Source organism: Micromonospora sp. WMMD734 (assembly GCF_049178975.1).
Lineage (GTDB): Bacteria > Actinomycetota > Actinomycetes > Mycobacteriales > Micromonosporaceae > Micromonospora > Micromonospora wenchangensis.
The window spans coordinates 2,721,415-2,733,358 of record NZ_JBMHMK010000001.1 but is presented as its reverse complement, the minus strand read 5'-3'; the positions used below and the strand labels follow the sequence as shown (position 1 = coordinate 2,733,358).

General features: G+C 73.3%; 13 protein-coding genes. 7 read left to right on the top strand and 6 right to left on the bottom strand.

The window, feature by feature from the left end; all coding sequences use genetic code 11:
* Positions 1-54: 54 nt before the first annotated feature.
* The 3 genes from ACN267_RS11630 to ACN267_RS11620 are packed head-to-tail and all read left to right on the top strand — an operon-like array spanning position 55 to position 2,988.
* Entirely contained in the window at positions 55-957 is a 903-nt protein-coding gene (locus ACN267_RS11630; RefSeq protein ID WP_204961011.1) for an amidohydrolase family protein, read from the top strand.
* Entirely contained in the window at positions 954-1,406 is a 453-nt protein-coding gene (locus tag ACN267_RS11625) for a MaoC family dehydratase (protein WP_421488621.1), read from the top strand. The genes ACN267_RS11630 and ACN267_RS11625 overlap by 4 nt, the downstream gene beginning before the upstream one ends.
* A gap of 55 nt (positions 1,407-1,461) precedes the next feature.
* Positions 1,462-2,988 (top strand): acyl-CoA synthetase, encoded by a 1,527-nt coding sequence (locus ACN267_RS11620; protein WP_204961013.1) that lies wholly within the window; start codon positions 1,462-1,464, stop codon positions 2,986-2,988.
* Here the strand turns inward: ACN267_RS11620 and ACN267_RS11615 are convergent.
* The 6 genes from ACN267_RS11615 to ACN267_RS11590 form a co-directional block, all read right to left on the bottom strand.
* Positions 2,951-3,805, bottom strand: a complete 855-nt coding sequence (locus tag ACN267_RS11615; RefSeq protein WP_281898344.1) for a PaaX family transcriptional regulator C-terminal domain-containing protein — start codon at positions 3,803-3,805, stop codon at positions 2,951-2,953. The genes ACN267_RS11620 and ACN267_RS11615 overlap by 38 nt on opposite strands.
* Before the next feature lie 30 nt (positions 3,806-3,835).
* A complete protein-coding gene (locus ACN267_RS11610) occupies positions 3,836-4,648 on the bottom strand; it encodes an ABC transporter ATP-binding protein (protein ID WP_421488620.1) in 813 nt (270 codons plus the stop codon).
* Positions 4,641-5,465 carry an ABC transporter permease gene (locus ACN267_RS11605; protein WP_421488619.1) on the bottom strand — a complete coding sequence of 275 codons (825 nt, stop codon included), beginning with the start codon at positions 5,463-5,465 and terminating at the stop codon, positions 4,641-4,643. Before ACN267_RS11605 ends, ACN267_RS11610 begins: the two co-directional genes overlap by 8 nt.
* On the bottom strand, positions 5,462-6,256 hold the full coding sequence (locus ACN267_RS11600) for an ABC transporter permease (protein WP_281898338.1): 795 nt from the start codon (positions 6,254-6,256) through the stop codon (positions 5,462-5,464). Before ACN267_RS11600 ends, ACN267_RS11605 begins: the two co-directional genes overlap by 4 nt.
* A gap of 74 nt (positions 6,257-6,330) precedes the next feature.
* Positions 6,331-7,293: an ABC transporter substrate-binding protein gene (locus tag ACN267_RS11595; RefSeq protein WP_421488618.1), complete on the bottom strand. Its 963-nt coding sequence runs from the start codon at positions 7,291-7,293 to the stop codon at positions 6,331-6,333.
* Positions 7,294-7,505: 212 nt separating this feature from the next.
* The gene (locus tag ACN267_RS11590) at positions 7,506-8,678 is read right to left on the bottom strand and encodes a 4-hydroxybenzoate 3-monooxygenase (RefSeq protein ID WP_421488617.1); all 1,173 of its coding nucleotides are present in this window, start codon (positions 8,676-8,678) and stop codon (positions 7,506-7,508) included.
* Between the two features lie 258 nt (positions 8,679-8,936).
* Here ACN267_RS11590 and ACN267_RS11585 point away from each other — a divergent pair, with 258 nt between their 5' ends.
* The 4 genes from ACN267_RS11585 (at position 8,937) to pcaG (ending at position 11,871) form a co-directional block, all read left to right on the top strand.
* Positions 8,937-9,755, top strand: coding sequence for a CoA transferase subunit A (locus ACN267_RS11585; RefSeq protein WP_204961018.1), 819 nt, complete (start codon positions 8,937-8,939; stop codon positions 9,753-9,755).
* 67 nt (positions 9,756-9,822) lie between these two features.
* Positions 9,823-10,566, top strand: a complete 744-nt coding sequence (locus tag ACN267_RS11580; RefSeq protein ID WP_204961150.1) for a CoA-transferase subunit beta — start codon at positions 9,823-9,825, stop codon at positions 10,564-10,566.
* Positions 10,563-11,306, top strand: coding sequence for a protocatechuate 3,4-dioxygenase subunit beta (gene pcaH, locus ACN267_RS11575; protein WP_421488616.1), 744 nt, complete (start codon positions 10,563-10,565; stop codon positions 11,304-11,306). The genes ACN267_RS11580 and pcaH overlap by 4 nt, the downstream gene beginning before the upstream one ends.
* Positions 11,299-11,871 carry a protocatechuate 3,4-dioxygenase subunit alpha gene (pcaG, locus tag ACN267_RS11570; protein ID WP_421488615.1) on the top strand — a complete coding sequence of 191 codons (573 nt, stop codon included), beginning with the start codon at positions 11,299-11,301 and terminating at the stop codon, positions 11,869-11,871. The genes pcaH and pcaG overlap by 8 nt, the downstream gene beginning before the upstream one ends.
* Positions 11,872-11,944: the final 73 nt, after the last annotated feature.

Sequence of the window (11,944 nt, the reverse complement as noted above, 5' to 3'; positions counted from 1 at the left end):
ACCCACGACACCGCCCGACCCGCCGGACCGGACCCGCCCGACGGAGGCCGCCCCATGTACCAGTCCGCGATCGACCTCGACGCCGTCACCGCGATCGACATGCACGTGCACATCGAGGTCGACGACCACGGCCACGCCTCGCTGCCCGAACCGCTGGTGGCGGCCGTGTCGAAGTACTTCCGCACCGACGGGCCCCGGCCCGCCGTCGACGCGGTGGCCCGGTACTACCGCGAGCGGCGGATGGCCGCCGTCGTCTTCACCGTCGACGCGGGCACCCAACTGCGGCACCCGCCGCTGTCCAGCGCCGCCATCGCCCGCGCCGCCGCCGAGCACGCCGACGTGCTCATCCCCTTCGGGTCGGTCGACCCGCGCACCGGCGCGGCGGCGCTCGACCTCGCCGCCCGGCTGATCGAGCAGGAGGGGGTACGCGGGTTCAAGTTCCACCCCACCGTGCAGGGCTTCGACCCCGGCGACGCGGCGTACGCCCCGCTGTGGGCCCTGATCGAACGCGCCGGCCTCCCGGCGATCTTCCACACCGGACAGACCGGCATCGGCGCGGGCCTGCCCGGCGGCTACGGCCTGCGGCTCGGACTGTCCAACCCGATGCTGCTCGACCCGGTCGCCGCCGACTTCCCCGACCTGCAGATCGTCATGGCCCACCCGTCGGTGCCCTGGCAGGACGAGGCGCTGTCGGTGGCCACCCACAAACCCAACACCTGGATCGACCTGTCCGGCTGGAGCCCGAAGTACTTCCCGGCCGCGCTGGTGCGCCACGCCAACTCGGTCCTGCGGCACCGGGTGCTGTTCGGCACCGACTATCCGCTGCTGACCCCTGACCGGTGGCTGCGCGACGTGGCGGCCACCGACCTCAAGCCCGACGTGCTCCCGGGCATCCTCAAGGACAACGCGGCCCGGCTGCTGGGCCTCGCCGGGCAACGACGAGAGGAAGCGCCATGACCACCACCGTCACCTACGACCAGCTTGCCGACCTCGCCGGCACGGACCTGGGGCACACCGGCTACCGGACGGTCACCCAGGAGCAGGTGAACCTGTTCGCCGACGCCACCGACGACCACCAGTGGATCCACGTCGACCCGCAACGGGCGGCGACCGGCCCGTTCGGTGCGCCGATCGCCCACGGCTTCCTCACCCTGTCGCTGGCCGTGCCGCTCTGGACCGAACTGCTGGAGGTCAAGGGCGTGACCACCAAGGTCAACTACGGGCTCGACCGGGTGCGCTTCCCCGCGCCGGTCGTGGTCGGCGCGCGGGTGCGGATGCGGGCCACCATCGTCGAGGTGGCCGAGGTCCGGGGCGGCTACCAGCTCACCGTCGACCAGACCATCGAGATCGAGGGCGGCACCAAGCCGGCGGTGGTCGCCCGCGGGTTGTACCGCTTCCACGCCTGAGACCCCGGGCGTGCGGCCAGGTCATCATCCCACCTCCACCACCGGGAGACCGCTGATGCACCAGCACGGAATCGACGCCTGGGTCACCCGACGTCGGCTCAGGTCCCCGGACCGGGTCGCCCTGGTGCACGGTGCGGGCGCGACCGTCACCTACGCGCAGTTCGCCGACGCCGTGGACCGGGTCGCGGCGGTGCTGACGGAGCTCGGCGTCGGCACCGGCGACACCGTCGCCTACCTGGGCGAGAACAGTCCGGAGTTCCTCCAGGTGATGTTCGGGACGGTGCGGCTCGGTGCCGTGTTCGTGCCGGTCAACACCCGGCTCGCACCCCCCGAGATCGGCCACGTGCTGACCGACTGCGCGGCCCGGGTGCTGATCCACGACCCGGACTTCGCGGTGCCGGTGGCCGCCGCCCTGCCGGCCGCCCGGCCCCCACTCGTCGTCGTCACCGGCGAGGGCACCCCGGACCGGCCGGGCCTGGCGACGCTCACCCGCGACGCCGATCCGGCGCGGGCCGGGCACGCCGACCCCGGCCCCACCGACCCGGCGGCGATCGTCTACACCTCGGGCACCACCGGCCGGGCCAAGGGCGCGGTGCTCACCCACGGCAACCTGACCTGGGTGGCGCTCAACTGTGTGGTCGACTACGACGTCGTCTCCACCGACGTGGCGCTGATGATCTCGCCGCTGTTCCACGTCGCCTCGCTGGGGATGGGCGCGCTGCCCGTCATCCTCAAGGGGGCCACGATGGTCATCGAGCGGGGTTTCGAACCGGGCCGGGCGCTGGCGCAGATAGCCAGGCACCGGGTCACCATGCTCAGCGGGGTGCCGACCACCTACCAACTGCTGGCCGACCACCCCGACTGGGCCGCGACCGACCTGTCCACGTTGACGAAGCTCACCTGCGGCGGGTCCGCCGTGCCGACCCGCGTCCTCGACGCGTACGAGGCGCGTGGCCTGTCGTTCTCCCAGGGCTACGGGATGACCGAGGCGTCGCCGGGCGCGACCGCGCTGCCGCCGGCGATGACCCGGGCCAAGCAGGGCAGCGTCGGCCTGCCGCACTTCTTCACCGACGTCCGGATCACCGACCCGGGCGGGGCCGTGCTGCCCGCCGGTGCGGTGGGCCAGATCGAGGTGGCCGGGCCCAACGTCTTCCCCGGCTACCACGGCCTGCCGGAGGCGACCGCCGAGGCGTTCACCGCCGACGGCTGGTTCCGCTCCGGCGACCTGGGACGCCTCGACGACGACGGTTACCTCTACGTCTCCGGCCGACTCAAGGACATGATCATCTCGGGCGGCGAGAACATCTACCCGGCCGAGGTCGAACTGCTGCTCGGCGAGATCGACGGGGTGGTGTCGGCGGCCGTCATCGGCGTGCCGGACGACCGCTGGGGGGAGGTGCCGTGGGCGGTGCTGACCGTCCGGGCGGGGGCGTCGGTGGACACCGGCACCGTCCGGGCCCACCTCGACGGCAGGATCGCCCGCTACAAGCTGCCCAGGAACGTGGTCATCGTGGACGAGTTGCCGCGCACCGCCTCGGGGAAGGTCAGGAAGGCCGAGCTGCGGGCGCGGTTCGCCGGCTGACCGTGGGCCGGTGGGTGACCAGGGCGGCGAACTCCGCCGTGGACGCCTCGGCCAGCGCCCGGTGCGCCAGGCGGTAGGTCTGCGCCGACCGGGCGGCCGGCCACTGCGCGTCCATGAACTCGGCGGGCAGCCTCGGGTCGGCCCGCAGCAGCGCCAGCCAGTCCGCCACCAGCATCGTGCGCAGGGTCAACGCGCCGGCCGCCGCCGTGGTCGCGGCCGGGTCGGCCCATCGGTCGATGAACGCCAGGTGCTCGCGCCGGATCGCCTCGATGTCCCAGGCGGCGCGGACGCTGTCGCCGATCGGGAAGCCGGCGAGTTCGCGGGCGTGGAAGGCGACCACGGGGTGCGGGGCGAGATCCTGGCGCAACGGCTCCAGCGACCCGGCGAGGTCGACCTCGCCGGGGGCCAGCCACAGCCCGTCGCGGATCGGCGCGAAGCCCTCCCAGGTGAGCGTGGAGCGCAGCCGGTGCCGCAGCGTCCGCTGCTCCTCCGGGATCGAGAAGGTGACGAGCGTCCAGCCGCTGCCCTGCGGGTCGAACGGTCGGGGCCCACGCACCCGGTACGTCGCCTCGCGCAGCACCGCCGCCCCGTGCTCGGTCAGCGAGAACAACGTCTCCCGACCACTGCGGCCCCGGGCCAGGATGCCGCTGCGCACCAGCCGGTCGAGGGTGGCCCGGGTCGCCGGCGCGGCGACCCCGGCCCCCTCCAGCACGGTGATCAGGACACTGGCCCGGATCGGCCCGGTGTCGCCGTCGACGACGTGTTCGCCGAAGAACGCGAGCACCAGTTGCTTCGGCTGCCGCCTACCCACGGTCATCCCCTCCGCCGCCTCCGTCGCCCGGCGCACTCACGGCGCGGGTCGCGGGGCCACATTCTGCCCGCGTCTGGCCCGCTGGATCTCGCCGTAGACGTGCGTGCGGAGCTCGGTGAACCGGGGCAGGGCCCGGGTGGTGATCTGGTCACGCTCGGCCGGCAGGTCGATCACCAGGTCCTCACGTACCCGGGTCGGCGCGTGGGACAGCACCAGCACCCGCTGCCCCAGGTAGACCGACTCGTCGATGTCGTGGGTGACGAACAGGACCGAGATCCCGCGTCGGGCGTGCAGCTCCCGCACCAGGTCCTCCAGGTCGGCCCGGGTCTGCGCGTCCACCGCCGCGAACGGCTCGTCCATGATCAGGACCTCCGGCTGGTACGCGACGGCCCGCGCGATCGCCACCCGCTGCTGCATCCCGCCGGAGAGCTGCCACGGGTGGCTGCGGGCGGCGTGCGCCAGGCCCACCGCGTCGAGCGCGTCGGTGACCAGGGTGTGCCGCTGCGCGCGGGACAGCCGCTTGTGCCGCAGCGGCAGCTCGACGTTGCCGCGGACGGTCAGCCACGGGTAGAGGCTGCGGCCGTACTCCTGGAACACCACGGCCATGGCGGGGCTGGGGCCGGTCACCGGCGCGCCGTGCATCTCGACGGTGCCGCCGGTCGGGCGCAGCAGCCCGGCGAGGCACTTCAGCAGGGTGGTCTTGCCGCATCCGGACGGTCCGACGATGCAGACGAGTTCGCCGGTGTCCATCGTGAAGCTGAGGTCCCCGATCGCCTCGACGTCCCCGGTGCGGGACTCGTAGACCTTGCGCAGCTGCGCCACCCGCAGCAGGGTGCCCCGGTCAGACACGGTTGACCTCCCTGATTCCGTGGTACCAGCGCAGCACGCGCCGTTCGACGACCCCGAAGACGACGGCGAGCAGCACGCCGACCCCGCCGAGCAGCAGGATGCCGCTCCACATCTCGGCGACGAGGTAGTTGCGTTGGAAGTAGGCGATCCGGTAGCCCAGTCCGGCCGACGAGGCGAACATCTCGGAGATGACCATCAGGATGAGCGCGACCGAGAGGGCCTGCCGGACCCCGGCCATGATCCGGGGGCTGGCGGCGGGGAGCACCAGGAACCACAGCCGCTCCCACCGGGTGACCCGGAACGACAGCGCGGTCTGGGTCAGCACGCTGTCGGTGCCCCGCACCCCCTCGACCGTGTTGAGCAGGATCGGCCAGACCGCGCCGGAGACGATCACCACGACCTTCATGGTGTCGGTGATGCCGAGCAGGAGCATCGCCACCGGGATCAGCACCGGCGGCGGGACGGCCCGGAGGAACTCCAGCAGCGGTTCGAGCAGTTCGCGCAGCCACGGGGTCAGGCCGATGACGGTGCCGGCGGCGACGCCGAGCACGACCGACGCGGCGACCCCGAGGCCGAGGCGGTAGAGGCTGGGCAGCACGTCCTGGGTGAACGCCGGCCCGATCCAGGTGTCGACGAAGGCGTCGGCGATCGTCACCGGGTCGGGGAAGAACCGGTTCGTCGTCCCGGTCGCCGCCAGGCCCCAGAGCACCAGCAGCAGCATCGGCAGCCCGAGCGCGTGCAGCAGGCCCGCCCCGGCCCGCGCGCCGGCCCGGCGGCGGCGTGGCGCGGCGACGACCCGGCCCGGGTACGCGGTCACCGCGCCCGCTCCCCACGGACGGACTCGTGCCAGGACAGCGTCTGCCGTTCGACGAACCGGAAGACGAGGTTCACCGTCAGTCCGAGCAGGCCGGTGACCACGACGAGGGCGTACAGGCCGACCGCGTCGCCGCCGGAACGGGACAGCTCGATCATGCGGCCGAGGCCGGGGTTGCCGATCACCATCTCGGCGGTGACGGCCAGGATGAGCGCCACCGCCGCCGCCAGCCGCAGACCGGTCATCAGGTACGGCAGGGTGGTCGGCAGGACGAGGTGCGTCCACTGCTCGCGGCGGCGCAGACCGAAGCTGCGCGCGGTGTCCCGGGCGACCGCGTCGACGTCGGCGACCCCGTAGATCACCTGCACGAACACCTGCCAGAACGACGCGTAGACGATGATGACCAGGGCGGCCTGCCGCTGGATGCCGAACATCAGCACGGCGAGCGGGATGAGCGCGACCGACGGGATGGGGCGCAGGAACTCGACCATCGTGTGGGTCGTACGGCGCAGGAACGGCACCAGGCCGACGAGGGTGCCGAGGGCCACGGCGGCGAGGGTCGCCACGGTCAGCCCGATCGCCCAGGAGGTCATGGTGCTGCCGAGGCGCCGCCAGAACGCCAGGTCGACGAGCTGTTCGGCGAGCCGGGCCAGCACGTCCGTCACGTACGGCAGGTACTGCGGGTCGATCAGGCCCAGCGTCGGGATCGCCTGCCAGCCGACGAGGAAAGCGGCCAGGCCGGTGACGCCCAGCAGCGTCCTGCGCAACGCGGGTGGCCGTCGGGTGGTGGGCACGGGCGGGTCACCTCCGAAGGTGGCGGGGTCGGCCTCGCCCCGGCGGCCCGGCCGCCGGGGCGTCGCCGGGTCGGCTACTGCTGGCGGATGAGCCGGTCGAGGTCGGGTTGCCGGTCGAGCACCCGGTACCTGCCGGCGAGTTCGGCGAGGGTCTGGAGGCTGGCCCGGTCGACGTCCCAGCCGAACGCCGGCAGCCGGACCGACTCCGCCACCGGCGGCGGCAGTTGGAGGTTGTCCTTGATGGCCTGCCGCAGGGCCGGTGCGTTGGCCGGGTCCTGCGCCCACTGGAGGGTCTTCTTCATCGCCGTGGAGAAGTCCTCGACCAGCTTGGCGTCCTTGTCGAGGCGGGCGGTGGTGGTGATGGTGGTCAGGGTGGCAAGGCCCGGCACCACCGCCTGGTAGGGCGCCACGACGACCGTGTCGCCCCGGCCCTTCAGCTGGGTGACGAAGGGTTCCGGCACCCAGGCGGCGTCGATGTTGCCCGCCGCGAGCTGGGCCGGTGCGTCCGGGAAGGCCACCTCGACGAACTTGACCTTCCTGGGGTCGCCGCCGTCCTTCTCCACCGCCGCCATGATCGTGACGTCGCCGGCCGCGCCCAGGCTGTTGACCGCGACCCGCTTGCCGGCGAGGTCGGCCGGCCGGGTGACACCGGACTTCGCCGAGGCCACCACGGCGTTGATGTCGTCGCCCTGGGCGTACGAGGAGGCGTAGTTGCCGATGATGACGACGCCGAGGTTCTGCAGGTCGGCGCGGAACGGGCCGAACGGCTGGCCGATGGCGAAGTCGATGTCGCCGTTCATCAGCGCCGGGATGGCCTGCGCGCCACCCTGGGCGGGCAGCACCTCGACCTGGAGCCCGTGCTCGGCGAACAGGCCCGCCTTGATGCCGCCCCACAGCGCGGCGGTCTCGGTGATCGGCAGCGCCGCGACCCGGACCGTGCGGAGGTCGCCGGAGGTCGGCGTGGACGGGGTGGAGGCGTCGGAGTCGGTACATCCGGTGAGGGCGACCGCGGCGACGGCGATCAACCCGAGAGCCATGACCTTCTTCATTGACGAGGCCCTTCCTGGGCGGGGGTGGTGGGGTGCGTCGGAAGTCGGCGGGATGCCTCGGACCTGCGGGGAGAACCAACCGCTGCGTGGGGGCGCACGCCGCTGTGGTGGCCATGGTCAGCCACCTCGACATCGAAAGTCAAGAATTTCTGACGCCCGTCATGAATAAGTTGAACGACGCTGCGTCGCGGTGGCGTCGCTCAGACCTCGGGCAGGCCCACGTAGTTCTCGGCCAGACTCGTCGCGTACGCCCGCGAGGTGGCGGCGTACCGCAGCGTCGCGGTCTGCAACTTCGCCTCGTACGGGTCGTCGTGCGCCAGCCGGTGCAGCATCGAGGTCATCCACCAGGAGAAGTGCTGCGCCCGCCAGACCCGGCGCAACGCGGTGGCCGAGTAGTCGGCCAACAGGTCGGTGCGGCCGTGGGCGTACCAGGCGGCGAACGCCTCGCCGAGCAGCGCCACGTCGGCCAGCGCCAGGTTCATGCCCTTGGCGCCGGTGGGCGGGACGATGTGCACGGCGTCCCCGGCCAGGTACAGCCGCTCCCACTGCATCGGCTCCACCACGAAACTGCGCATCGGCGTGATCGACTTCTCCAGCACCGGACCCTCGGTGAGCGACCAACCCGGCACCGTCTCCAACCGGACCCGCAGCTCCGCCCAGATCCGCTCGTCCGGCCACGCGGCGAGGTCCTCGTCGGGGGCGACCTGGAGATAGAGCCGGGAGACCTGCGGCGAGCGCATGCTGTAGAGGGCGAAACCCCGCTCGTGGTGGGCGTAGACGAGTTCGTCCACGGCCGGCGCGGCGGCGGCGAGCACCCCCAGCCAGGCGAACGGGTACGCCCGCTCGTAGCTGGTCAGCACCCCGTCGGGCACCGCGCCCCGGCTCACCCCGTGGAACCCGTCGCAGCCGGCCACGAAGTCGCAGCGCAGTTCCTCCTCCCGGCCGTCGCGTCGGTAGCGGACCACCGGGTCGGGGGAGTCGAGTCCGTCCAGCCGGGTCACCTCGGCGTCGAACCGGATCGTGCCGCCGGCCGCGAGGCGCGCGGCGATCAGGTCCTTGACCACCTCCTGCTGCCCGTAGACGGTGATCGCCCGCCCGGTCAGCTCGGTCATCGGCACCCGGTGCGACTCCCCGGCGAAGCGCAGCTCGATGCCCTCGTGCCGCAGCCCCTCGCGGAGCAGCCGCGCGCCGACGCCGGTGCGGCAGAGCAGGTCGACCGAGCCCTGTTCGAGCACCCCGGCGCGCAGCCGGTGCTCGACGTGCGCGCGGCTGCGGCTCTCCAGCACCACCGAGGAGACGCCCTGCCGGTGCAGCAGGTGCGACAGCATGAGGCCCGCCGGCCCGGCGCCGACGATGCCGACCTGGGTACGCATCCCGGTCCGTCCTTCCTGGACGCCGACCCGACACCGGGGCCCGGCGGCGGGCCACCGACAGCGTTCGCTGGGCGAACGGGTGTTCTCCCATTGAACGTTGGCACGCGACCCGGCTCCCGTCAACGTCCTGCCCGGACGGTGGTCGTCCCGACGCCGGGCCCGATGCGGACATTGACGGATGTCGCCACCCGTCGTACGTTCGACATGAGCACGATGGTCCGCATGGCGAACACCGGTCCGAGGTGAGGCGGGAGGCGCATGGCGACGCTCGTCCCGCTCGCGCAGGCCGTGGCGGAACTGGTCCACGACGGCGACGTGGTGGCCCTGGAAGGCTTCACCCACCTCATCCCGTTCGCCGCCGGTCACGAGATCATCCGCCAGCGGCGGCAGGAGCTGACCCTGGTCCGGATGACCCCCGACGTCATCTACGACCAGCTCATCGGCGCCGGGTGCGCCCGCCGGCTGGTCTTCTCCTGGGGCGGCAACCCCGGCGTGGGATCGCTGCACCGGTTCCGCGACGCCGTGCAGCACTCCTGGCCGCGCCCGCTGGAGCTGGAGGAACACAGCCACGCCGGGATGGCCAACCGCTACGTGGCCGGCGCGTCCGGCCTGCCGTTCGCCGTGCTGCGCGGCTACACCGGCACCGACCTGCCCCGGCACACCGCCAACGTCAGCTCGGTCGACTGCCCGTTCACCGGCGAGACCCTCACCGCCGTGGCGGCCCTGCGCCCCGACGTGACAGTGGTGCACGCCCAACGCGCCGACCGGGCCGGCAACGTGCAGCTGTGGGGCATCACCGGCGTGCAGAAGGAGGCGGTGCTCGCCGCCCACCGGTCGCTGGTCACCGTCGAGGAGGTCGTGCCCGAGTTGACCCCCGTCCCCGGGCAGGTCGTGCTGCCCGGCTGGGCGGTCACCGCCGTGGCCGAGGTGCCCGGCGGCGCCCACCCCTCCTACGCCCAGGGCTACTCGGTCCGGGACAACGACTTCTACCGGGCCTGGGACGCCGTCAGCCGGGACCGCGACACCTTCCGCGCCTGGCTCGACCGGCACGTGCACCGGGCCGGGGCGGCGGCATGAGCGCGCCGCCCGACCCCCGCCCAGGGAGGCCGACGTGAGCGGCCCGACCGGGTGGACCGCCGACGAGATGATGACCGTCGCCGCCGCCCGGCAGCTCCGCGACGGCGTCGCCTGCTTCGTCGGGATCGGATTGCCCAGCACCGCGGCGAACCTCGCCCGCGCCACCCACGCCCCGAACCTGGTGCTCGTCTACGAGTCCGGCTGCCTCGGCGCGAAACCGGACCGGCTGCCGCTGTCCATCGGCGACGGCGTCCTCGCCGACACCGCCGACGCGGTCGTGTCGGTGCCCGAGGTGTTCAACTACTGGCTCCAGCCCGGCCGGATCGACGTCGGCTTCCTCGGCGCGGCCCAGCTCGACCGGTACGGCAACCTCAACACCACGGTCGTCGGCGACGACTACGCGACCCCGGCCGTCCGGCTGCCCGGCGCGGGCGGGGCCCCCGAGATCGCCGCCTCCTGCCGCGAGGTCGTGGTGATCGTCAGGCAGAACCCGCGCACCTTCACCAGCCGCGTCGACTTCGTCACCTCGGTCGGCTACGGCACCGGCCCGGGGGACCGGGAACGGCTCGGCCTGCGCGGCGGCGGCCCCCGACTGGTGATCACCGACCTCGGCGTCCTGGCACCCGACCCGGTCAGCTGCGAGTTGACCCTCACCCGGCTGCACCCCGGGGTGACCCGGGAACAGGCGCGGGCCGCCACCGGCTGGGACCTCGCCGTCGCCGAGCCGCTGACCACGAACGACCCGCCCACGGCACACGAGTTGGCGGTGCTGCGCGCGCTGCGGGCCACGGCCGAGGGGAGCCGACCATGACCGAGGACACCGCAGGGCGCGGGCTGCCGCTGCCGGCGTACCGGCGCGACGACATCGACGCCCACCCGCCGCTGTTCAGCCCCGGCTACCGGTCGACCGTGACGCGGGCCCCCCGGCAACCGTTGGCCCACCTGCCGCAGCGGCTCACCGAGGTCACCGGCCCGCTGCTGGGCGAGGGACGCCTCGGCGACCTCGACCACGACCTGACCCGCCAACACGACGGGTCACCACAGGGGCAGCGGATCATCGTGCACGGCCGGGTCCGTGACGGCGACGGCCGGCCGGTGCCGCGTACGCTCGTCGAGATCTGGCAGGCCAACGCCGCCGGCCGCTACCGCCACGCCCGCGACACCTGGCCGGCCCCGATCGACCCGCACTTCGACGGGGTGGGCCGGACGCTCACCGACGAGCAGGGGCGCTACCGGTTCGTCACCGTCCAACCGGGTGCCTACCCCTGGCGCAACCACGACAACGCCTGGCGGCCGGCGCACATCCACTTCTCCCTGTTCGGCCGGGCGTTCACCCAGCGGCTGGTGACCCAGATGTACTTCCCCGGTGACCCGCTGTTCTTCCAGGACCCGGTGCTGCACTCGGTGCGTGACCCGACGGCCCGGCAACGGCTGGTCGCCCGCTACGACCACGCCGCCACCCAGCCCGAGTGGGCGCTGGCCTACGCGTTCGACATCGTGCTGCGGGGCCGGGAGGACACCCCCTTCGAGGACGGGGACGACGATGAGTGACCAGCTGGGCGTCACCCCGGCGCAGACCGTCGGGCCGTACCTGAGCATCGGCCTGCACTGGCCCGACGGCCCGTACGTCGTCCCCGAGGGCACCCCCGGCGCGTTCTGGATCCGGGGCCGGATCGTCGACGGCACCGGGGAACCCGTGGCCGACGCACTGGTGGAGAGCTGGCAGGCCGACCCGGACGGCCGGTTCGACCACCCCGACGACCCGCGCGGGGCCCGGCCGCCGCGACTCGCCGGGTTCCGGGGGTTCGGCCGCAGCGAGACCGACGAGCAGGGGTGCTACCGGCTGCTGACGGTCCGGCCCGGGCCGCTGCCCGACCCGGACGGCGGCACCGAGGCCCCGCACCTGACCCTGTCGGTGCTCGGCCGGGGACTGCTGCACCGCCTGGTGACCCGGCTCTACTTCCCCGACGAGCCGGCGGCCAACGCCGTCGACCCGGTGCTGGGCAGCGTGCAGGCCGACCGCCGGGACACGCTGCTGGCCAGCGCCGCACCCGACGGGTTCCGCTTCGACATCCACCTCCAAGGCGACCGTGAGACCGTCTTTTTCGCCGTCTGACGGCCCGCTCACCGGCATGTCCGCTGGGCGCATCGACCAGGTGCGCGACCGGGACCACCGCCCCGGGTCGGCC

Bases quoted from the DNA above. Each gene is read 5' to 3' on its own strand.
- ACN267_RS11620 (WP_204961013.1), top strand. From the start codon at position 1,462: ATGCACCAGCACGGAATCGACGCCTGGGTCACCCGACGTCGGCTCAGG.
- ACN267_RS11630 (WP_204961011.1), top strand. From the start codon at position 55: ATGTACCAGTCCGCGATCGACCTCGACGCCGTCACCGCGATCGACATG.
- ACN267_RS11585 (WP_204961018.1), top strand. From the start codon at position 8,937: ATGGCGACGCTCGTCCCGCTCGCGCAGGCCGTGGCGGAACTGGTCCAC.
- ACN267_RS11625 (WP_421488621.1), top strand. From the start codon at position 954: ATGACCACCACCGTCACCTACGACCAGCTTGCCGACCTCGCCGGCACG.
- ACN267_RS11615 (WP_281898344.1), bottom strand. From the start codon at position 3,805: ATGACCGTGGGTAGGCGGCAGCCGAAGCAACTGGTGCTCGCGTTCTTC.
- pcaG (WP_421488615.1), top strand. From the start codon at position 11,299: ATGAGTGACCAGCTGGGCGTCACCCCGGCGCAGACCGTCGGGCCGTAC.
- ACN267_RS11590 (WP_421488617.1), bottom strand. From the start codon at position 8,678: ATGCGTACCCAGGTCGGCATCGTCGGCGCCGGGCCGGCGGGCCTCATG.
- ACN267_RS11595 (WP_421488618.1), bottom strand. From the start codon at position 7,293: ATGGCTCTCGGGTTGATCGCCGTCGCCGCGGTCGCCCTCACCGGATGT.
- ACN267_RS11580 (WP_204961150.1), top strand. From the start codon at position 9,823: ATGATGACCGTCGCCGCCGCCCGGCAGCTCCGCGACGGCGTCGCCTGC.
- pcaH (WP_421488616.1), top strand. From the start codon at position 10,563: ATGACCGAGGACACCGCAGGGCGCGGGCTGCCGCTGCCGGCGTACCGG.